Source organism: Cognatiyoonia sediminum, assembly GCF_900129845.1.
GTDB lineage: Bacteria > Pseudomonadota > Alphaproteobacteria > Rhodobacterales > Rhodobacteraceae > Cognatiyoonia > Cognatiyoonia sediminum.
The window spans coordinates 1,601,042-1,620,065 of sequence record NZ_FQXB01000001.1 but is presented as its reverse complement, the minus strand read 5'-3'; the positions used below and the strand labels follow the sequence as shown (position 1 = coordinate 1,620,065).

Below are 19,024 nucleotides of genomic sequence, written 5' to 3'. Positions count from 1 at the left end.
AGAGGGCGCGATGGCCGAGACAGAGATTGATAAAGCGCATGCAAACATGTCCGCTAATCCGGACGACGATGCCGCGCGTTTGCGGTTTTATGAGCGTATCGCGGATTCTGAACTTTATCTCCTTCTGGCTGGAGAGCCGGACGGCGATCAGGTGTCGCCGGAACTGTTCGACGTCAAAGATCAAAAGTTTGCGCTGGTTTTCGATCGGGAGGAACGCCTATCGAGTTTCGTCGGCCGCGCCGCCCCTTATGCTGGTTTGCCCGGGCGTGGGCTGATTCAAATGTTGGACGGGCAAGATGTCGGGCTTGCGCTTAACTTAGAAGTGGCCCCATCAGCGATGCTGATCCCGCCGGATGCCGTCGATTGGCTCGCAGAAACTCTTCGCAACGCGCCTGAGGAAACCCAAGGGACGCTTTCCGAACTCCGGTCTCCGGGTTCTCTTCCTGAAGAGGTCGTAACCGGCCTCGACCGAAAGCTGGCCATCGCCGCTGGGCTCGCATCCCATGCCTATCTCGCGGGGGCAGTCTACAAAGAGGGTGGCGTCGGTCATATCCTCGCATTCGTCGATGCGCGGGATGGATCAGAGAAAGCCCTGGCCCATGCCGCAGGCGAAGCGCTGATATTCTCGGGAATCGAGGCGGGAACGATTGATGTGATGTTTGTCTCGTCGGGTGACGACGTGGCCGACATTCTTCGACGCGTCGGGTTGCGATTTGATCTGCCGGTGTCAGAACAACCGACCATGCCGGGCGCGCCCGGAATGGACCCCACAAAACCACCGAAACTGACCTAATACCCTGCCTGTCTGTCTACGACGTGTAAGAACGGCTCGCCCCGCTCGCCTCGTTTGATTTGTTGGGCGATCACTTGAGACGCTGTGTCAGCGCGTGTGGTGCTTGCGATATGCGGCGTCACAGTGACATTCGGATGGGACCAAAAGGGGTGATCTTTTGGTAGCGGCTCGACGTCAAACACATCCAATGTCGCATGAGCCACTTGCCCCCTGTCGAGCGCAGCCAAGAGGGAATCGTCGTCGATCAATGGCCCGCGTCCGGGGTTGATAACGAACCCTCCTCTCGCCAGTAAGCCAAGCGTTTCGGCGTTCAAGACATGTCGTGTGTCAGGCGTATCGGGCAAAAGGAGGATCACAACTTCTGCTCCGCTCAACGTGTCTCGCAGCCCGTCGTCGCCACTGAAGCATTCGATATTCTCGATCTGTTTTGGCGTACGGCTCCAGCCCCTTACTGGAAATCCTAAACCATGAAGAGCCTGCCCGCAGGCCGCGCCCAACGCGCCAATGCCAAGAATGGTGACAGTGCGTTGCGCCGCAATCGGCGGATAGACCGTATCGCGCCAAACACCATCTTGCTGCGTGATATGGGCATCCATTCCAAGGTGGTGGCGCAACGTATGGCCAACGACCCATTCCACCATGCCGGCGGTTAACCCGTGATCGACCATACGTAGGAGTGGTTGCGTCAAGGTTTCATTGCCGACAACCGTTTCGACACCGGCCCACAAACTCAGGACGGCTTTGGTTTTCGTGTAGGGGCGAAAATCGCTCACAGGCCCATTCGGGGCAAAGACGATGTAGTCGACCTCCGCAGGATCATGATCGCGAGAGAGGTCGACATCCAAACCTTCGGCATCGAAGGCAGTCATTAGCGTTTCTCTATACTCTTCCCAAGCGGCAGGCTTAGCCGAAAACATAACTTTCAACATCAACGCGGCCTATGGACGTGCGCGGATTGAACAAGCCCGAAGGCCACCATCAAGACCAACATGGCCGATCCTCCGTAGCTGACCAAGGGCAAAGGCACCCCAACAACCGGAGCCAAGCCAGTCACCATCGCCATGTTCAAGGCAAAGAACAAAAAGAAGGTCATGGCGATGCCTAAGGTCAAAAGGGATGCAAACCGATCTCGGTTGTTCACTGCCGACACGATGCAGAACAGAATGATCAGCAGGTAGAGCGTCAAAAGACCCATAGCGCCTAAGAAACCAAATTCCTCTGCGAGCGTGGTGAAGATAAAGTCGGTGTGCTTTTCGGGTAAGAAATTTAACCGGCTTTGCGTGCCTTGCATAAAGCCGCGGCCGGTCCAACCGCCAGAGCCGAATGCGATTTTGGCTTGGGTGATGTGATAACCCGCCCCAAGCGGATCGTTTGCTGGATCAAGGAAAGTGTCGATCCGCCGGTACTGATAGTCCTGCAGGATTTGGTAGGGCGTGCCGCGGGATTGGAACACGGCGAACACCAAGGATACACCCGTTAAGATCACGGTTGCAAAGTATGCCCAATGCACCCCAGCGAAGAACATCATCGCACCACCGCCAGCCACCAAAAGGAGCGATGTGCCCAAATCAGGCTGCGCCAAAACAAAATAGGTTGGGAGCATGATCAGGAAAACTGGGATCAAAACGTAAAGCGGATGCGATGTCTTTTTTGCAGGCAGCCAGTCATAGTAGGCAGCCAATATCATAACCATTGTGATTTTGGCCATTTCAGACGGTTGGAGGTCCATAAACCCAAGGTCCAACCAACGTTGTGACCCGTTACGCTCAACGCCAACAAATTCCACTGCAACCAGCAAGGCGATAGAAACCAGATAGGCGACGACGGACATGTTGCGCCAAAACCAAATCGGTACCATGGCCACGACTAACATGAGCGCTAGACCGACGGCGAAGCGTTCCATCTGAGGTTCCATCCATGGCTGGGCGGACCCTCCGGCAACGGAAAACAGCATCAGGAAACCGAACGAGGCGACCGCGATCAACAGCATGATCACGGGCCAGTTGAGGTACAACAGCTTCCGAAATCCCGTCGGGACGTATTTGGTGTTGTACTCTAAATAGCTCATCTAGGCGCGGTCCTGCGTCTTTCGACCGGGCACCACGAAATCTCTGATACGTCGTTGTTGCTCTTCAATCTCTGGCCGCGCAGCTGTCGGATAGGCGTCCAATGGAGGCGTGCCGCCATAGAGCGCTTGTAGGGTAATATCCCGCGCGATTGGGGCCGCTGCACGAGATCCGCCGCCGCCGTGTTCCACGACAACGGCAATCGCAAAACGAGGGTTTTCGACCGGTGCGAAATCAACAAATAACGCGTGATCTCGGCGTTCCCAAGGCAGGTCTTCGTTTTTTGTCACGCCATTGGCACGTTCTTCTTCGGTGATCCGGCGCACCTGACTGGTGCCCGTCTTTCCCGCCATCTGCATCCCGTCTGCCACGATCCGACTGCCATAGGCTGTCCCGCGGCGATGGTTGGACACATCAACCATGGAAGCGCGGATGCGGCGCAATGAATTTTCATTCAGTCCGAGGCTTTCGCCTAAACCGCTTGGTGTCTCGATCCCGTCGATGGATTTGATCAAGCGAGGTGTCACCTCCCGACCGGTCGCGATCCGAGCGGTCATCACAGCGAGTTGCAAGGGAGACGCCAAAACATAACCCTGTCCGATGGACGCGTTCACCGTGTCACCGATCCGCCAGTCTTCATTGCGCACGCGTTTCTTCCAGTCTTTGTCCGGCGCAAGCCCTGACGCGACAGCAGACAAAGGAAGATCGTGGCGCACACCAAGGCCCAGCTTGCGTGCCATCGCCGCCATCTTATCAATCCCGACACGTTGTGAGATGTCATAGTAATAGCAGTCGCAGCTCTGTTTCAGGCTTTCGTGCAGGTTGATATTCCCATGTCCCGCACGTTTCCAACAGTGGAATCGGGTGCTGAAAACATCGGTAAAGCCAGGGCAATAAACCGTTTCTTCGGCATCAACCACGCCATCTTCCAAGGCAGCCAGAGCCGTAATCATCTTGAAAGTAGATCCCGGAGGGTAGGTGCCTTGAACCGCCTTTGCGGCCAGCGGCCGATATTTGTTTTCGTTCAGATCACGCCAGTCTTTGGTGGAGATGCCACGAACAAATAGGTTCGGATCAAACGTCGGCGCCGACGCGATTGCCCTCAAGTCACCGTTCTCCAGATCGATCACGACCGCCCCTGCGCTTTCGCCGTTAAGACGCGCCTGAACGTAGCTTTGTAAATCGGCATCGATGGTCAATTGGATATCTTTGCCGCTTTCACCTTCGGCTCGGTCCAATTCCCGCATGACGCGACCCAAGGCGTTCACTTCAATGCGCTTTGTGCCCGCACTGCCGCGAAGGATCTGTTCTTCTTTCGCTTCAACGCCCGTTTTGCCGACCTGAAACTTTGGAATTTGAAGCAAAGGATCGTTGTCTTCGGAGAGATACCCTTGGCTCAGGTCGTAGTCGCTAACGGGGCCAACGTAACCAACAACATGGCTAAGGTCGGCGCCAAAGGGATAAACGCGGCTCAACCCCACTTCAGCGGAAATCCCAGGCAGGGCAGGCGCATTCACATTGATTTGCGCCACATCATCCCACGCCAAACGGTCGGCAATCGTTACGGGCACAAAGGGCGAGCGACGGTTAATCTCCTCCACCGCGCGTGCGATGGTCTCATCAGGGATATCCACGATCTCGGTCAGTTTGGCCAATACAGCTTCAACATCACCCGCATCTTCCCGAACCATGACGACACGGTAGTTCTGTTCATTGTCGGCGATGGGCTGGCCATTGATGTCAAAGATCAATCCGCGAGAGGGTGGCAAAAGCCGAATGTTAACCCGGTTTTCTTCGGCGAGCAGGCGGAATTGATCTGCCTGTTCGACCTGCATGGATTGCATGCGCCACCCAAGCAAACCGACAAAACCCACCTGCGCCGAACCAAGCAAAAGCGCTCGACGACTGATCATCCGTTCACTGAATGCCTGATCTTTGGCAGGACGTTTCATAGGCGATGCCCCAAACTATCAATCGCACCGGGCGTTGGTCTGCTGACCCCGAACACATAGTGCGCCAAAATCGCGACAACAGGGTAGCTCAAAATCGTGATCACCATCTGGATTAAGGTTAGACCCAAGGGCGGCGCATGAGTGAGTGCGATGAATAGGATCGCTCGGTACGCCAATGTGATCGCGACGATGCCGAGCGCGATGGAGCCCCACTCAAGCGCGGCTGGTGCGTTGCGAAGTTGGTTGGCGCGTTTGCGGAGCGACTCTGTTAGGATGATGACCAAGGCTGTCCAAAGACCCGGAGGCCTTTGGAACAAAAGGTCTGTCAGAAAGAAAAGCGCGACAATTGCGATAACTGGCGTGTAGTCCGGCCGCCGCGCAACCCAAACCAATGTCACCAAAAGCAAAAGATCCGGCCAAGGAATGATCTCAGGCCGCGCGTCTAGGGGCATCAATTGAAGAAAAATCAAAAGGACACAAATGCCGACGTAGACAGCGCGGCCGATCCAGATCTGCATGTTCGGAGTTTCAGCCATCTGTCGCCTCGGCTGTTTCTTCCAGAACGTCTTCAATCAGGGCATCAACCTCGTCGGTCGCAAGTAGCCCGCCGGGATCTTCGATAACTTCATGCGGTTGCGCCCGTAGGACTCGGAGGAACTCAAGGCGCTCATAGTCGGCGGACAGACGAACACGCAATCTATTGTCCGTCCCAAGTGCGACTTGTCCGACCAGCAAATCCGACGGGAAAACGCCACCATCGCCAGAAGAGATGACACGGTCACCGGGGCGGACCAAACCGGGGTCTTCGATGAACTCCAAAAGGGGATTCAAAGTGTTGTCGCCTGCCAATATCGCCTTCTGACCGCTTGGCTGGACGGTCACGGGAATACGGCTTGAGGTATCAGTCAAAAGGATCACGCGGCTGGTATCCTGACCCACACCACTGATCCGTCCGACAAGGCCGATCCCATCCATCGTTGGCCAGCCATCAATGATCCCATCCCGCGCACCAACGTTGATCAGCACCGACTGTCGGAAAGGCGATCCGCTATCTGTCACAACTACGCCAGTGATATAGGTCAGCTTCGGATCAAGGCTGACCTTGTTCAGATCGAGCAAACGTGCGTTTTCCTGTTCAAGCTGAAGCGCTGCCTCTTTCCACGCCTTCATCTGCTGTAGCTCGCGACGGAGATTGTCGTTTTGTTCGGCAAGCTGCTGATAGCTCTGAAAATCTCGCACCAGATCGATAGCGCCTGTCACTGGCGCCATCGCCCAATCAAAGGAGGGGACAACCTCGTCAATCACGGCTGCACGGAAGCGTTCAACCCTTGGGCTATCGATCCGCCACACCAAAAAAACCCCCAACAGCAAAAACACAAAGAGCCCGACCAGCAGTCTGCGGATCGGGCCGATGAAATCTTCGCTTTTGTTGTCGCGTGCCAAGGTCAGATGTCCTCGGTCCTGTTAAAATCGGCGGTTAGCTTTCGTAGTCTATCACATGACGCAGCTGTTTTTCATACTCTAGCGCCTTGCCGGTGCCCAAAGCCACACAATTGAGCGACTCGTCAGCGACGGAAATGGCGAGACCGGTCTGCTCGCGCAGGGCGAGGTCGAGTTGACCAAGCAGCGCGCCACCACCTGTTAGCATGACGCCACGGTCGACAATGTCGGCTGCAAGGTCGGGCGGCGTTGCTTCCAAAGCGGTCATCACAGCTTCGCAAATTTGTTGCACCGGCTCGGCAAGAGCTTCAGCCACTTGGGCCTGTGAAATTTCGGATTCTTTCGGTACGCCGTTCAGCAGGTCACGACCACGGATGTGCATTGAGCTGCCCCGCCCATCATCTGGCATACGGGCGGTGCCGATCGACGTTTTGATCCGCTCGGCCGTGGATTCACCGATCAGAAGGTTATGCTGGCGGCGGAGATAGTTGACGATCGCCTCATCCATGCGGTCACCGCCCACACGCACGGACCGTGCATAGACGATATCACCGAGGGACAGAACGGCCACTTCGGTCGTACCCCCGCCGATATCGACAACCATGTTGCCGGTTGGGTCAGTGATCGGCATGCCTGCACCGATTGCGGCCGCAATCGGTTCGGCGATTAGGCCGGCGCGACGCGCACCTGCGGAAAGAACGGATTGGCGGATCGCACGTTTCTCAACCGGCGTCGCACCATGGGGGACGCAAACAATGATCTTCGGTTTGGAGAATGTGGAACGCTTCGCTACTTTGCGGATGAAGTGCTTGATCATCTCTTCCGCTGTGTCGAAGTCTGCAATGACGCCATCTCGCATCGGGCGGATAGCTTCAATGCTACCCGGTGTCCGGCCCAACATCATCTTGGCGTCTTCGCCGGTTGCCAGAACTTTCTTCTGACCGTCTTTGACGTGATAGGCGACGACGGAAGGTTCTGACAAAATCACCCCTTTGCCTTTCACGTAGACAAGAGTGTTTGCCGTGCCGAGGTCAATCGCCATGTCGGACGAAAATAGACTGCCGAAAATTGCCATATGAGGGTGTTCCCGTTCCCTAAACTTCTCAGGCTCGCGATTCTGACGATCCGCAAGAACGAACCTTCTTATAAAGGGTGGATGGGATTGGCGAAAGGCCTCATTCCGCAACGTTCAGCGCAAAAGTGCCGGTTGTGAAAATCGAACATTTCTTAGGCAATATCGATGGTTGTATTGGTCAGTCTGTCAGTTTTTATACATTTCCGAGAAAATTGGGCTCCGACCTTGCGATCGAAGCCCAATCTAGACGTCGTTAAGCGTCAACATCCTTATAACTCACGCCCTTGGTGTCGTAGCCAGGTTCTGATTTCTCACGACGGACCAGCAAGCGGTTCAGAGCGTTGATGTAGGCCTTCGCACTTGCCACAACTGTATCCGTATCTGCCGATTGGCCAGTCGCGATCCGACCCTCTTCCTCCATTCGGACGGATACGGTCGCTTGCGCGTCTGTCCCTTCTGTCACTGCGTGTACCTGATAAAGCTGCAGGCGGGCGTTATGCTCAACAAGAGTCTTCACGGCTTGGAAGGTCGCATCAACGGGGCCGTCGCCTGTTGTCGTGATGCTTTTTTCGTCACCGTCAATCTCCATCACCATCTCTGCCGATTGCGGTCCGTCAGTGCCGCAAACAACGCGCAAGGACTTGAGCTTCAACCGGTCTTCTGCATCTTCGTTTGACCGCATCAAGGCGATCAAATCGTCGTCGTAGACTTCTTTCTTGCGGTCAGCCAAATCCTTGAAACGGACAAAGACATCTTTCAACTGGTTGTCGGCCAGATCGTAGCCAAGCGCTTCCAATTTCGACCGCAGCGCAGCGCGGCCGGAATGTTTGCCCAAGGGCAGAGACGTTCCAGACAGGCCCACGTCTTGCGGGCGCATGATCTCGAAGGTTTCAGCGTTCTTCAGCATTCCGTCTTGGTGGATGCCGCTTTCATGGGCAAAGGCGTTCTTGCCAACAATGGCTTTGTTGAACTGGACCGGAAAGCCGGACACTGTCGCCACACGACGTGAGATGTTCATGATCTTAGTTGTGTCGATACCAGTGGCATATGGCATAATGTCATGCCGCACCTTAAGCGCCATGACGACTTCTTCCAACGCCGTATTCCCTGCGCGTTCGCCTAAGCCGTTGATTGTGCATTCAATTTGTCGCGCGCCGCCCTCAACAGCGGCCAATGAGTTCGCTGTCGCCATGCCAAGATCATTGTGGCAGTGGGTTGCAAAAATGATATCGTCCGCACCCGGCACTTTCTCGATCAACATGCGGATCAGATCAGCGGATTCAACCGGAGCGGTGTAGCCAACCGTGTCAGGGATGTTGATTGTGGTCGCGCCTGCCTTGATCGCAATTTCAACCACGCGGCACAGGTAATCTTCTTCGGTGCGGGTCGCATCCATGGGCGACCATTGCACGTTGTCACAAAGGTTGCGGGCGTGGGTGACAGTGTCGTGAATCCGTTCTGCCATCTCATCTTGGTTGAGGTTTGGGATTGCGCGGTGCAGGGGCGAGGTGCCGATAAACGTGTGAATACGCGGCGATTTCGCGTGTTTCACAGCCTCCCAACAGCGGTCGATGTCTTTGTAGTTGGCGCGGGCCAAGCCACAGATCGTGGAGCTTCTCGCCTGCTTGGCAATCTCTGTCACGGCGGCAAAATCGCCTTCTGAAGCAATCGGAAACCCGGCTTCGATAATGTCGACGCCCATGTCATCCAACATCTCTGCGATTTCGAGTTTTTCCTCATGCGTCATCGTCGCACCAGGGGATTGTTCGCCGTCACGCAACGTCGTGTCGAAAATCAGTACTTGGTCAGTCATTTTATGTAGTCCTTAGCTTTTTGAGATATTTGGCGCTGATCCCCTCTGAGCGGTCGCGCCAAGAAGGCACGCTCAGAGGCTGCTAAGGAGTAGCTCTGTTAGGGCCAGCGAGGGTGCTGGTGTGATTTTCGCCTTCGTCAACATGAGCGCGACTATAGCGTCGGTTTTTCTGGGGGGAAGAGGTTTTTTGTGGGCGCTGCCCACACCCGAGGTATTTTTGCTCAAAAGAGAATGAGGGTGGTCGGAGGACAAGTGACACCTAGGTAGCACAAGCATGAAAAGAGCACTTTGTATTGGCGCCTCTGGCGGGATCGGACAGGCATTGGTGACAGAGCTTCGCCAGCGCGGGTTTGAGGTTGATGGGTTATCGCGGAAGGCGGATGGGTTGGACATTACTGATCCTGTGTCGGTGGAAGCGATGCTGTCAAAACTGAGTGGGCCTTATGATGTTGTGTTTGTCGCGACAGGGGTTTTGGCATCGAACGGCGCGCGGCCTGAGAAGGCGCTTTCAGCGATCACCGAGGAGCAGATGGCTGAGGTTTTTGCGGTGAATGCGATTGGGCCTGCGTTGATCTTAGGGCGTTTGGGACGGTTGTTGCGCAAGGACGGCGCTCCACGGATTGGTGTGTTGTCGGCGCGGGTGGGGTCGATTGGCGATAATCGGATTGGTGGATGGCATAGTTATCGGGCCTCGAAAGCCGCCGTGAACCAGATCGTGCGGGGGGCGGCAGTTGAATTCGCGCGGACCCACAAGGGATCTGTTTGTGTTGCCCTGCATCCGGGCACGGTTGAGACACCCTTCACCGCAAACTACGCGGGGCGTCATAAGACGATGCCAGCGAGTGAAGCAGCGTCCGCTTTGGTCGATGTTTTGCTTGCCCTGTCGCCTGAACAGAGCGGTGGGTTTTTCGACTATGCAGGTAAAGAGGTGCCTTGGTGAGATTGGTCCTTGTTTTGGGGGATCAACTCTCCCCGAATTTGTCAGCATTGCGAAGCGCCGATAAAGCCACCGATGTGATCATCATGGCAGAGGCCTTGGGCGAGGCCAGCTATGTGCGGCATCATCCGAAAAAGATCGCATTGATCTTCGCAGCGATGCGAAAGTTTGCCGCGCAATTGCGCGCCGAAGGATGGCAGGTTCGGTATTCGAAGCTTGACGATGAGGATGCGCCGCAAACACTCAACGAAGCCTTATTGCAGGGAGCGGAAGCTGTCGGTGCGACAGAGGTGATCTGCACCGAGGCGGGCGAGTGGCGGGTGATTGATGCTTTGGCAGAGTTGCCTTTGACCGTGACCACTTTGCCGGACGATCGCTTTCTGTCGTCAAATCAGGAATTTGAAAGTTGGGCCGAAGGGCGCAAGCAATTGAGGATGGAGTATTTCTATCGCGATATGCGTCGCAAGACCGGGTTGTTGATGGAGGGCGATCAGCCTGCGGGTGGCCAGTGGAATTATGATCACGACAACCGGAAGGCACCACCAAAGTCAGTCGAGGTTGAGGGGCCTTTGCGGTTTGAGCCTGATGCTGTGATGCGGGAGGTTTTGGACCTCGTCGCTGCGCGGTTTGGGGAAAATTTTGGCACGTTGGAGCCGTTCTGGTTTGCGACGGATGCGAAGCAAGCGCAGGCACATTTGGACCATTGGATCGCGACCGGTTTGGCAGGGTTTGGCGACTATCAGGATGCGATGCTTTTGGGGCAGCCGCATTTGTATCATGCGCATATCGGGTTATATCTGAATATCGGCCTGCTTGATCCGTTAGAGGTGTGTCAAGCGGTTGAAAAGGCTTGGAAAGAAGAGTTGGCACCGCTCAATGCCGTTGAGGGATTTATCCGTCAGGTGATCGGGTGGCGCGAGTATATTCGCGGTATCTATTTCCTGCAGGGGCGGGACTATGTCGCGCGCAATGATCTGGGCCATAGCCGTGATTTGCCTGCCAGCTTCTGGGGGCAAAAGACGTGGATGGCCTGTATCGAAGCGGCGGTGGGGCAGACGCGCGATGAAGCCTATGCACATCATATCCAACGTCTGATGATCACAGGGAATTTCGCGCTACTGGCCGGCATTGATCCGTATCAGGTGCATGAGTGGTATTTGGCGGTTTATGCCGATGCGTTTGAGTGGGTTGAGGCACCGAATGTGATAGGGATGAGCCAGTTTGCGGATGGCGGGATTGTTGCGTCGAAACCCTATGTGAGCAGCGGAAATTACATCGATAAGATGTCGAATTACTGCAAGTCCTGTTCCTACAAGGTGAAACAGAAAACTGGGCCGGATGCGTGCCCGTTTAACCTGCTTTATTGGCATTTTCTGGATCGCCATTCGGAGAAATTCAGTGCCAATCCACGTATGGGAAATATGTATCGCGTCTGGGATCGGATGGCCGAAGACAGGCGGGCTCAGGTCTTGTCAGATGCCGATAATTGGTTGGCAAAGCTGGATGCGGGCGAGGTGGTTTGAGCGGGTAAAACCCAGTAAAACCTTGTACACCGTGCGTACACACGCCGTACACGGGGCGTAAGTACAAAATGGCTTACTGATCGTCGGTTTGCGCTGGTGCCGGGGTCGTGGTGCCACCGGGCAAAAGTGCTCCATCTGCCCATTCGCCAGTGGCTTGTTCGCCGGTTGCATAGCGCATTGTTCCGGGCCCTTGTCTGCGGCCGCGCAGGAATGTGCCCTCGTAGACGTCGCCATTGGTATAGGTCGCGACACCCGTTCCACTGATTTCACCCTCGAGCCAATCGCCAACATAGGTGAAACCGTCTGGTAAAGTGATGCTACCAGTGCCATGGCGTTGGCCATTCATGAAACCGCCCTCATAGACCGTGCCGTCGGCATAAGTGGCAACACCTTGCCCGTTGCGTTGCCCCTCGGCCCAATCACCAACATAAGTATACCCGTCGGAGTAGGTCATTTTGCCAGTGCCATGGTTCTTGGCGTTGAGGAAATCGCCTTCATAGACAAGACCATTGGCATAGATTGCTTTGCCAGGGCCGTTGATGACACCGTTTTGCCAACTGCCCTCATAGCTTGAGCCGTCGGCATAGGTGATTATACCTTCGCCGTCTGCGAGATCGGATTTGAATGAACCGACGTAAACCGATCCGTCAGGATAGGTGATTTCGCCTTGGCCATCGATTTTGCCGTCGACCCAAGAACCGGCATAAAAGTAGCCATCGGTACCTTGAAACGTGCCTTGACCATGGCGGCGGTCAGCATCAAACCCGCCGATGTAAACGTCGCCGTTTGCGTAGGTGACGGAGCCAGAGCCCTGCCTTTGGCCGCCGAGCAGCGTGCCTTCGTAGACGTCGCCGTTGGGCTGGGTCAGTTTGCCTTCGCCTTCGATCTGGCCTTCGACCCATGATCCTTCATAGATCAGGCCATCGGCCATGGTTATCTTGCCAAAGCCGTCACGTTCGCCGTTGGACAGGTTGCCTTCGTAAACGGAACCATCTGGGTAGGTGATCTTACCATCGCCTTCCTTGACGCCATTGATCCATGGCCCTTCGTAGACATAGCCGCCGGGGCTGCGCAGTGTGCCCACACCGTTATGCATGGCATTACGGAATTCGCCTTCGTAGCTCACGCCATTGGCATAGTTTGCGATGCCACGACCGGTGATGTTGCCAGCCACCCAATCGCCTTCAAAAGTGCCGCCATCGGCAAAAGTGATTTTGCCGGTGCCGTCGGGTTTGCCGAGCGCGAATGTACCTTCATAAATCGAACCGTTAGGGAAACGGGCTGTGCCTTGGCCTCTGATTTCGCCTTCGAACCATTCGCCGCTGTATTCATATCCGTTGGGAAGGCGGTATGTGCCTTGGCCATGCTGCTTGCCGTTCACAAAGGTGCCTTCGTAAACGCCGCCATCATCATATTGCTTGATTTCGATCGCTTGTGACAGAACGGGGCTGGCCATAACTGCGATGCCAAGGGCCAAACCTAGAGATGTTCCAAAGCGCTGCATGTGAATCCTCATTCCCGTTCCCGACGGGTAGGTTAATCGAGGCGACCCACGCTGACAACGGGGTCAATCCGCGCATTCGGCTTTCCCTTGCCGTTCAGTCTGCTAAATCAGTCTCGATCCTGTAAGGAACGCTGGAAATGGACAACTTTCGACTGACGATGGCACAGCTGAACCCCACAGTAGGGGATTTGGCGGGCAATTGTGCCAAGGCCAAAGCGGCTTGGGATGAAGGCAAGGCGGCGGGTGCTGACCTGGTGGCGCTGCCAGAGATGTTTGTGACCGGGTATCAGACGCAGGATTTGGTGCGTAAACCGGCCTTTGTGGCGGGTGCTTTGGCGCATGTGGAGCAGTTGGCGAAGGATTGCGCGGATGGTCCAATCCTGACAATTGGGGCGCCGTTTTTGAATGGGGAGCGCTTGCACAATTCCTATTTCGTTCTGAAGGGCGGTGAGATTGCGAGCCGGATGGACAAGCATTTCTTGCCGAATTTCAATGTCTTTGATGAGGTCCGCCTGTTCAATCGCGGCGAAATCTCTGGCCCGTTTGCGGTGGGTAACGATGGGCCGCGGCTGGGGTCTCCGATCTGTGAGGATGCCTGGTATCCGGATGTGTGCGAAGCGATGGTCGAGGCGGGGGCCGAGGTGCTGTTGGTGCCGAACGGGTCGCCCTATTTCCGCGACAAGTTCCCAATCCGCTTGATGAATATGGTCAGCCGTGTGGTCGAGAATGATGTGCCGTTGGTGTATCTCAACATGGTTGGTGGGCAAGATGACCAGATGTTCGATGGTGGGTCCTTTGTTTTGAACCGCTCGGGCAAGCTGGCCGTGCAACTGCCGGTCTTTGATGAGGTTATCGTGCAGGTCGATTTTGTGCGTGGCGAAGAGGGCTGGGAAGCCCAGGAAGGCCAGCGTGAGGTTTTTCCGGACAGCCTCGAACAAGATTATCGGGCGATGGTGGAAAGCCTGCGCGATTACATGGGAAAAACCGGGTTCCAGAAGGTTTTGCTAGGGCTGTCTGGCGGGATCGACAGTGCGATTGTGGCGACGATTGCCGCTGATGCCTTGGGACCGGAGAATGTGCGCTGTGTGATGCTTCCGTCAGAATACACTTCGCAAGGGTCTTTGGATGATGCGCAAGGCGTAGTGGATGCTTTGGGCTGCAAATTCGACATGGTGTCGATTGCGGGACCGCGGGCGGCGGTGACGGAGGCGCTGGCGCCTTTGTTTGAAGGGTTAGAAGAAGGTCTGACCGAGGAGAATATCCAGTCGCGCTTGCGCGGCCTGCTGTTGATGGCGCAGTCAAACAAGTTTGGCGAAATGCTGCTGACCACCGGTAATAAATCCGAGGTGGCCGTCGGATATGCGACGATCTATGGCGATATGTCAGGCGGGTATAACCCGATCAAAGACGTGTATAAAACGCGGGTGTTTGAGACCTGCCGCTGGCGCAACGCAAATCACCGACCTTGGATGAAGGCGCCGGAGGGTGAGATGATCCCTGTTTCGATCATCGACAAGCCGCCCTCGGCAGAGTTGCGACCCGATCAGAAGGACGAGGATAGTCTGCCACCTTACGATGTGTTGGACGGCATTCTCGAGATGCTGGTCGATCGCGAGATGTCTGTCGCTGACTGTGTTGAAGCGGGCTACGACCGAGAGACTGTGAAACGGGTGGAGCACCTGCTCTACATCAGCGAATATAAGCGGTTCCAGTCGGCTCCGGGCACGCGGTTGTCGGATCGGGCGTTCTGGCTGGATCGACGCTATCCGATTGTGAACCGCTGGCGGGATAGCGGCTGACGCTCGCGCTGCCGCGCATCGCCCCACCCGCCATCCCTTTGGCGGCGCTGGCAGTCTGTGGTAGAGTGCGTAAATGTCAGAGAATAAGACCCAACCGACCGAAGTCAGCGTTGATGAATTCATTGCAAACGTCATGCCGGATAGGAGGCGCGAAGATGCGCTGATCCTGAACCAACTTTTCAAGGACGTGACGGGGTGGCAGCCTCAGATGTGGGGCCCGACGATGATCGGATACGGGTCGTATCATTACATTTACGACAGTGGGCGAGAGGGCGACAGCGTTGCCACGGGATTTAGTCCGCGAAAAGCGAACCTCGTCCTTTATATCATGCCTCGGTATCAGGATTTTGGTCATATTCTCGACAAGCTTGGAAAACATAAGCTCGGCAAGGCGTGTCTCTATATCAATAAACTCGCAGACGTGGATATCGACGTGGTGGCAGAGATCATCCGCGCAGGCGTAGACGATTTGGGGACCCGCTGGCCGATCACCCCAAGCTAAACTGGACAAACGGTCAATAGCATGGTCAATGGCGCTCGATAGGAGACCATGATGACCACGACTCGTTTCGCCCCTTCGCCCACTGGCTGGCTGCATATCGGCAATCTGCGTGCTGCGCTGTTTAACTATGCGATTGCGCGGCAAGCGGGGGGGGAGTTTATCCTTCGGATCGACGATACCGATCCTGAACGCTCCAAAGAGGAATATGTCGAGGGGATCAAAGAGGATCTGACTTGGTTGGGTCTGACTTGGGACCGAATTGAACGCCAGTCTGAACGGTTGGACCGGTATGCGGTGGCGAAGGACAAGCTGATCGAGATGGGTCGGCTTTATGAGTGTTTTGAGACGCCAACGGAATTGGACCTGAAGCGCAAGAAGCAGCTCAATATGGGCAAGCCTCCGGTCTACGACCGCGCCGCTCTGGACCTGACGGAGGCGGAGAAAGAGGCGTTCCGTGCCGAGGGCCGCAAGGGCCATTGGCGGTTTAAGCTGGATCACGCGCGGATTGAGTGGACCGACGGTATTTTGGGCGACATCAGCATTGATGCGTCTTCAGTGAGCGATCCGGTATTGATCCGTGGCGACGGTCAGGTTCTCTATACGCTGGCGTCTGTTGTGGATGACACGGAGATGGGGATTACCGATGTAGTGCGCGGGTCGGACCATGTGACCAACACGGCGACCCAAATTCAGATGATTGAATCTCTTGGGGGTGCTGTCCCTCGGTTCGCGCATCATTCGCTACTTACTGGGCCTCAGGGTGAAGCCTTGTCGAAGCGACTTGGTACGTTGGCCTTGCGCGATTTGCGCAAGAATGGGTTGGCTCCAGAGGCGATCTTGTCGCTTATGGCGCGGTTGGGGTCTTCTGATCCGGTTGAGCTGCGCGCGAATGTGCAAGAGGTGGTCGACGGGTTCGATCTGTCGAAATTCGGCTCGGCCCCGACGAAGTTTGATGCGGATGATCTGGGCCCACTGACCGCGCGACATTTGGCGACGCTTTCTGCTGCGGATGTGGCGGAGGCTTTGGCAGGCGCGAACGTTCCGGCAGAGGTGCAAGAGCCGTTTTGGGCTGTGGTGAAGGAAAATATATCAACCCTTGGCGATTTGCCGGAGTGGTGGGCCCTGTTCCGCGATGGAGCCACGGCTTTGGTCGATGACGAAGACAAAGACTTTATCGCGACAGCCTTTGATATGCTGGGGGAGCCGCCATACACGGATCAAACGTGGTCAGAGTGGACCGCGGCGGTGAAAGAGGCCACGGGTCGTAAGGGAAAGGGGCTGTTTATGCCTTTGCGGAAAGCCGTTACTGGGCGTCAACGCGGGCCGGAGATGGCTGACGTGATGCCGTTATTGCAGGTGAAGCCGCGGGTTTAGGGGGGGCTTGATGGCCGGGTAGTGGATTTTCGGACCTTGCTATCAACTGCCACTTTAACCATTCAGTTACATCAACCGGGGTGCAATTGGTATTGGATCTCAAATATCTCGGACAGTTGCTGTGACATCCAACCCGCAACATGGTTATTGTCGACGAAGATTGGGCGGCCATTGACAATAGCATCGCACTTATCATTTGCGCAAAACTGATCAACTAAAGAAATGCGCCTTGCACCTAGCTCTTCTGATCGTTCAAATGCCTCAAATAATTGCGCAAATGTCTTTTCGTACTCCCTTCTTGATTGATGCACTGGCCAGTCTCGACCAAAAGCTAAATTTTTTGCCAAAGTGCGGGGAACATTTTGGGGGCTGGCAAAAAATGGTTCGACCAATACTACTTCTGCGCCGCTATGTGAAAAATCACTAATTGTTGCCTCAAGTTCCTGAACAAATGCCTCAGCAGCAGCAGTCCCACTGACCCATTGACCCCTATGAGACACACCGCCTTCATATGGTTGTCGCCAAATCGAAATCATCATAACCGTTTCGATGAATGAATTGTCAGCGAGCAATGCGATAGCATTTTGGGCTTGTAGATTGCATTGCGCACCGCCCATGCCGGTGACCGGTAAGCAGCCGGGCGAAAACGTAAAAAAAGCACTACGCCCAGTTTTCGTTAGCCAAATGTCTATTGCTTCAGCATAAGAATTAGCATGGCTATCGCCGTAGACCAACATGTCAGGTGAGGCATCGGGATCACCCAAAACACACAACGTATCGATAGATGACATAAGACCTATGCAGTTTCGAAAAGACGTTGCGGCGTCAGCTTGAGAAGCGAGTGCAAGATTAACTTGTTCAGAAAACCGGTTCGGTAATCCATTGATATTGAAGATCAGCGCGGTGGTAGCAATCATAACGGCAGACGAACCGCCAAAAACAGCGAGAAAGTCACGTGGATTTCCTAGCCAGCGTCCGGTCCTGATGGGTCTCTCTACAAATTGGTAAATCATCCATGCCAAAACAAACGATAAGCAAAAACCGGTTAGGCGCCATTCCAAAGTAAATGTTTGCACATTTTCCTTTATAAGGATCATGATTGGCCAGTGGACCAGATACAATGGATACGAAATCAGCCCAATCCAAACCAATGCTCGGACCGACATCATTCGTGTCACTAGAGCCTCTTGATTATAGCCCCCGAGTAAAAGAAAAACCGCTCCCAGCGAGGGCAGCAAGGCGAACCAACCGGGAATAAGTGTCAAGGGCGTGTATAGAAAAATGCTGACCGCGATGAGGCCAAGGCCGAGCGGGCCGCACAAGATTAACCAGTTTCCACGTGGTGGCCATTTCAAACAGCTGATGGATAAAATACTGCCGAGCAGCAGTTCCCATGCACGGGTGGGTAAAAGATAAAAGGATGCCCACGTCTTCAAAGGAGTCATAATGACTCCCAAAACGAATGATATCAGTGTTACGATCACAACGGCTGTGAAGAGCCATGTCGGCCGGACTCGATAGACTAGCAAGCAAAACACTGGAAACAAAAAGTAAAACTGCTCTTCGACCGATAGTGACCACATATGAAGCAAAGGCACCGAACCTGCTTGCAAGCCGAAATAGTTTACATTTCGCCAAAAATAAAAATTGACAACGTATAGCTGCGATAGCAGTGCCTCTAGACCCAATTCCCGGTACATATCCGGCAGAAGAAAAAAGTACCCTGCTCCAACATATAACAAGAGTGTCAACGTCAACGCTGAATACAGCCTACGGAATCGCTTGTACAAGAAGTTGCCAATCCGGAAGCAACCTTCTTGGAGATCTCGCACGATTATTGTCGTGATCAAAAAGCCAGATATGACAAAGAAAACGTCTACACCTATGAACCCAGCTTTGCCTGACGACAAAAGGTCAAAATGAAAGATTGTCACCAATAAAATTGCAAGTGCGCGCAATCCGTCAATATCAGTGCGGTATTTCACTCGTAAGGTCCAAAAATAGCAAAATAGTCAACAATTTGTGTCGCAATAGCAGAAAATCATTCTTGACGCCAACCGTTTGAATCGTGCAGCCAATTGGGGTGTCTAATGTGCCGCTTTATTGAGCCATATAGCCTCGTCCAAACGTATACAGTTTTTGGATTTTTGTTCTCTTGTGGTTGCAGATATCAGGTGTCGCGCAGAATTAGTCTTTTGGAGTTCGATTCAGTCTCTGACTACACTGCCTAGAAAATAAATATCTCT

General features: G+C 54.6%; 15 protein-coding genes. 6 read left to right on the top strand and 9 right to left on the bottom strand.

Going from position 1 to position 19,024, the window contains the following annotated elements:
- The first annotated feature begins 10 nt into the window (after nucleotides 1-10).
- Nucleotides 11-793, top strand: coding sequence for an SseB family protein (locus BUA85_RS08095; RefSeq protein ID WP_072900302.1), 783 nt, complete (start codon nucleotides 11-13; stop codon nucleotides 791-793).
- Here BUA85_RS08095 and BUA85_RS08090 read toward each other — a convergent pair.
- From BUA85_RS08090 to BUA85_RS08060, 7 genes are all read right to left on the bottom strand, one after another.
- Nucleotides 790-1,722: a 2-hydroxyacid dehydrogenase gene (locus tag BUA85_RS08090; protein ID WP_072900301.1), complete on the bottom strand. Its 933-nt coding sequence runs from the start codon at nucleotides 1,720-1,722 to the stop codon at nucleotides 790-792. The two genes, BUA85_RS08095 and BUA85_RS08090, sit on opposite strands and share 4 nt — an antisense overlap.
- Nucleotides 1,722-2,861: a rod shape-determining protein RodA gene (gene rodA / locus BUA85_RS08085; protein ID WP_072900300.1), complete on the bottom strand. Its 1,140-nt coding sequence runs from the start codon at nucleotides 2,859-2,861 to the stop codon at nucleotides 1,722-1,724. The genes BUA85_RS08090 and rodA overlap by 1 nt, the downstream gene beginning before the upstream one ends.
- On the bottom strand, nucleotides 2,862-4,811 hold the full coding sequence (gene mrdA, locus BUA85_RS08080) for a penicillin-binding protein 2 (protein WP_072900299.1): 1,950 nt from the start codon (nucleotides 4,809-4,811) through the stop codon (nucleotides 2,862-2,864).
- Nucleotides 4,808-5,347 carry a rod shape-determining protein MreD gene (locus BUA85_RS08075; protein WP_072900298.1) on the bottom strand — a complete coding sequence of 180 codons (540 nt, stop codon included), beginning with the start codon at nucleotides 5,345-5,347 and terminating at the stop codon, nucleotides 4,808-4,810. The genes mrdA and BUA85_RS08075 overlap by 4 nt, the downstream gene beginning before the upstream one ends.
- Complete coding sequence (gene mreC, locus BUA85_RS08070; RefSeq protein ID WP_072900297.1) at nucleotides 5,340-6,254, bottom strand: rod shape-determining protein MreC; 915 nt, start codon at nucleotides 6,252-6,254, stop codon at nucleotides 5,340-5,342. Before mreC ends, BUA85_RS08075 begins: the two co-directional genes overlap by 8 nt.
- A gap of 34 nt (nucleotides 6,255-6,288) precedes the next feature.
- A complete protein-coding gene (locus BUA85_RS08065) occupies nucleotides 6,289-7,326 on the bottom strand; it encodes a rod shape-determining protein (RefSeq protein ID WP_072900296.1) in 1,038 nt (345 codons plus the stop codon).
- Nucleotides 7,327-7,579: 253 nt separating this feature from the next.
- A complete protein-coding gene (locus BUA85_RS08060) occupies nucleotides 7,580-9,139 on the bottom strand; it encodes a 2-isopropylmalate synthase (RefSeq protein ID WP_072900295.1) in 1,560 nt (519 codons plus the stop codon).
- 274 nt (nucleotides 9,140-9,413) lie between these two features.
- Between BUA85_RS08060 and BUA85_RS08055 the strand changes: the two genes are divergently transcribed.
- The gene (locus tag BUA85_RS08055) at nucleotides 9,414-10,079 is read left to right on the top strand and encodes an SDR family NAD(P)-dependent oxidoreductase (protein ID WP_072900294.1); all 666 of its coding nucleotides are present in this window, start codon (nucleotides 9,414-9,416) and stop codon (nucleotides 10,077-10,079) included.
- Entirely contained in the window at nucleotides 10,073-11,599 is a 1,527-nt protein-coding gene (locus BUA85_RS08050) for a cryptochrome/photolyase family protein (protein ID WP_072900293.1), read from the top strand. The genes BUA85_RS08055 and BUA85_RS08050 overlap by 7 nt, the downstream gene beginning before the upstream one ends.
- A 73-nt stretch (nucleotides 11,600-11,672) precedes the next feature.
- On the opposite strand, the gene BUA85_RS08045 is transcribed toward BUA85_RS08050, so the two are convergent.
- Nucleotides 11,673-13,103: an MORN repeat-containing protein gene (locus BUA85_RS08045; RefSeq protein ID WP_072900292.1), complete on the bottom strand. Its 1,431-nt coding sequence runs from the start codon at nucleotides 13,101-13,103 to the stop codon at nucleotides 11,673-11,675.
- A 137-nt stretch (nucleotides 13,104-13,240) separates the two neighbouring features.
- Here BUA85_RS08045 and BUA85_RS08040 point away from each other — a divergent pair, with 137 nt between their 5' ends.
- The 3 genes from BUA85_RS08040 to gltX all read left to right on the top strand — a co-directional run bounded on the left by BUA85_RS08040 (nucleotide 13,241) and on the right by gltX (nucleotide 16,778).
- Nucleotides 13,241-14,902, top strand: coding sequence for an NAD+ synthase (locus BUA85_RS08040; RefSeq protein ID WP_072900291.1), 1,662 nt, complete (start codon nucleotides 13,241-13,243; stop codon nucleotides 14,900-14,902).
- A gap of 73 nt (nucleotides 14,903-14,975) precedes the next feature.
- Nucleotides 14,976-15,404, top strand: coding sequence for a DUF1801 domain-containing protein (locus tag BUA85_RS08035; RefSeq protein WP_072900290.1), 429 nt, complete (start codon nucleotides 14,976-14,978; stop codon nucleotides 15,402-15,404).
- A 51-nt stretch (nucleotides 15,405-15,455) separates the two neighbouring features.
- On the top strand, nucleotides 15,456-16,778 hold the full coding sequence (gltX, locus tag BUA85_RS08030; protein ID WP_072900479.1) for a glutamate--tRNA ligase: 1,323 nt from the start codon (nucleotides 15,456-15,458) through the stop codon (nucleotides 16,776-16,778).
- 71 nt (nucleotides 16,779-16,849) lie between these two features.
- On the opposite strand, the gene BUA85_RS08025 is transcribed toward gltX, so the two are convergent.
- On the bottom strand, nucleotides 16,850-18,763 hold the full coding sequence (locus tag BUA85_RS08025; protein WP_072900289.1) for an acyltransferase family protein: 1,914 nt from the start codon (nucleotides 18,761-18,763) through the stop codon (nucleotides 16,850-16,852).
- Between the last annotated feature and the right edge of the window lie 261 nt (nucleotides 18,764-19,024).

Excerpts from the sequence above, each read along its gene's own strand:
- BUA85_RS08095 (WP_072900302.1), top strand. The coding sequence starts at position 11 with ATGGCCGAGACAGAGATTGATAAAGCGCATGCAAACATGTCCGCTAAT.
- BUA85_RS08090 (WP_072900301.1), bottom strand. The coding sequence starts at position 1,722 with ATGTTGAAAGTTATGTTTTCGGCTAAGCCTGCCGCTTGGGAAGAGTAT.
- rodA (WP_072900300.1), bottom strand. The coding sequence starts at position 2,861 with ATGAGCTATTTAGAGTACAACACCAAATACGTCCCGACGGGATTTCGG.
- mrdA (WP_072900299.1), bottom strand. The coding sequence starts at position 4,811 with ATGAAACGTCCTGCCAAAGATCAGGCATTCAGTGAACGGATGATCAGT.
- BUA85_RS08075 (WP_072900298.1), bottom strand. The coding sequence starts at position 5,347 with ATGGCTGAAACTCCGAACATGCAGATCTGGATCGGCCGCGCTGTCTAC.
- BUA85_RS08065 (WP_072900296.1), bottom strand. The coding sequence starts at position 7,326 with ATGGCAATTTTCGGCAGTCTATTTTCGTCCGACATGGCGATTGACCTC.
- BUA85_RS08060 (WP_072900295.1), bottom strand. The coding sequence starts at position 9,139 with ATGACTGACCAAGTACTGATTTTCGACACGACGTTGCGTGACGGCGAA.
- BUA85_RS08055 (WP_072900294.1), top strand. The coding sequence starts at position 9,414 with ATGAAAAGAGCACTTTGTATTGGCGCCTCTGGCGGGATCGGACAGGCA.
- BUA85_RS08045 (WP_072900292.1), bottom strand. The coding sequence starts at position 13,103 with ATGCAGCGCTTTGGAACATCTCTAGGTTTGGCCCTTGGCATCGCAGTT.
- BUA85_RS08040 (WP_072900291.1), top strand. The coding sequence starts at position 13,241 with ATGGACAACTTTCGACTGACGATGGCACAGCTGAACCCCACAGTAGGG.
- BUA85_RS08035 (WP_072900290.1), top strand. The coding sequence starts at position 14,976 with ATGTCAGAGAATAAGACCCAACCGACCGAAGTCAGCGTTGATGAATTC.
- gltX (WP_072900479.1), top strand. The coding sequence starts at position 15,456 with ATGACCACGACTCGTTTCGCCCCTTCGCCCACTGGCTGGCTGCATATC.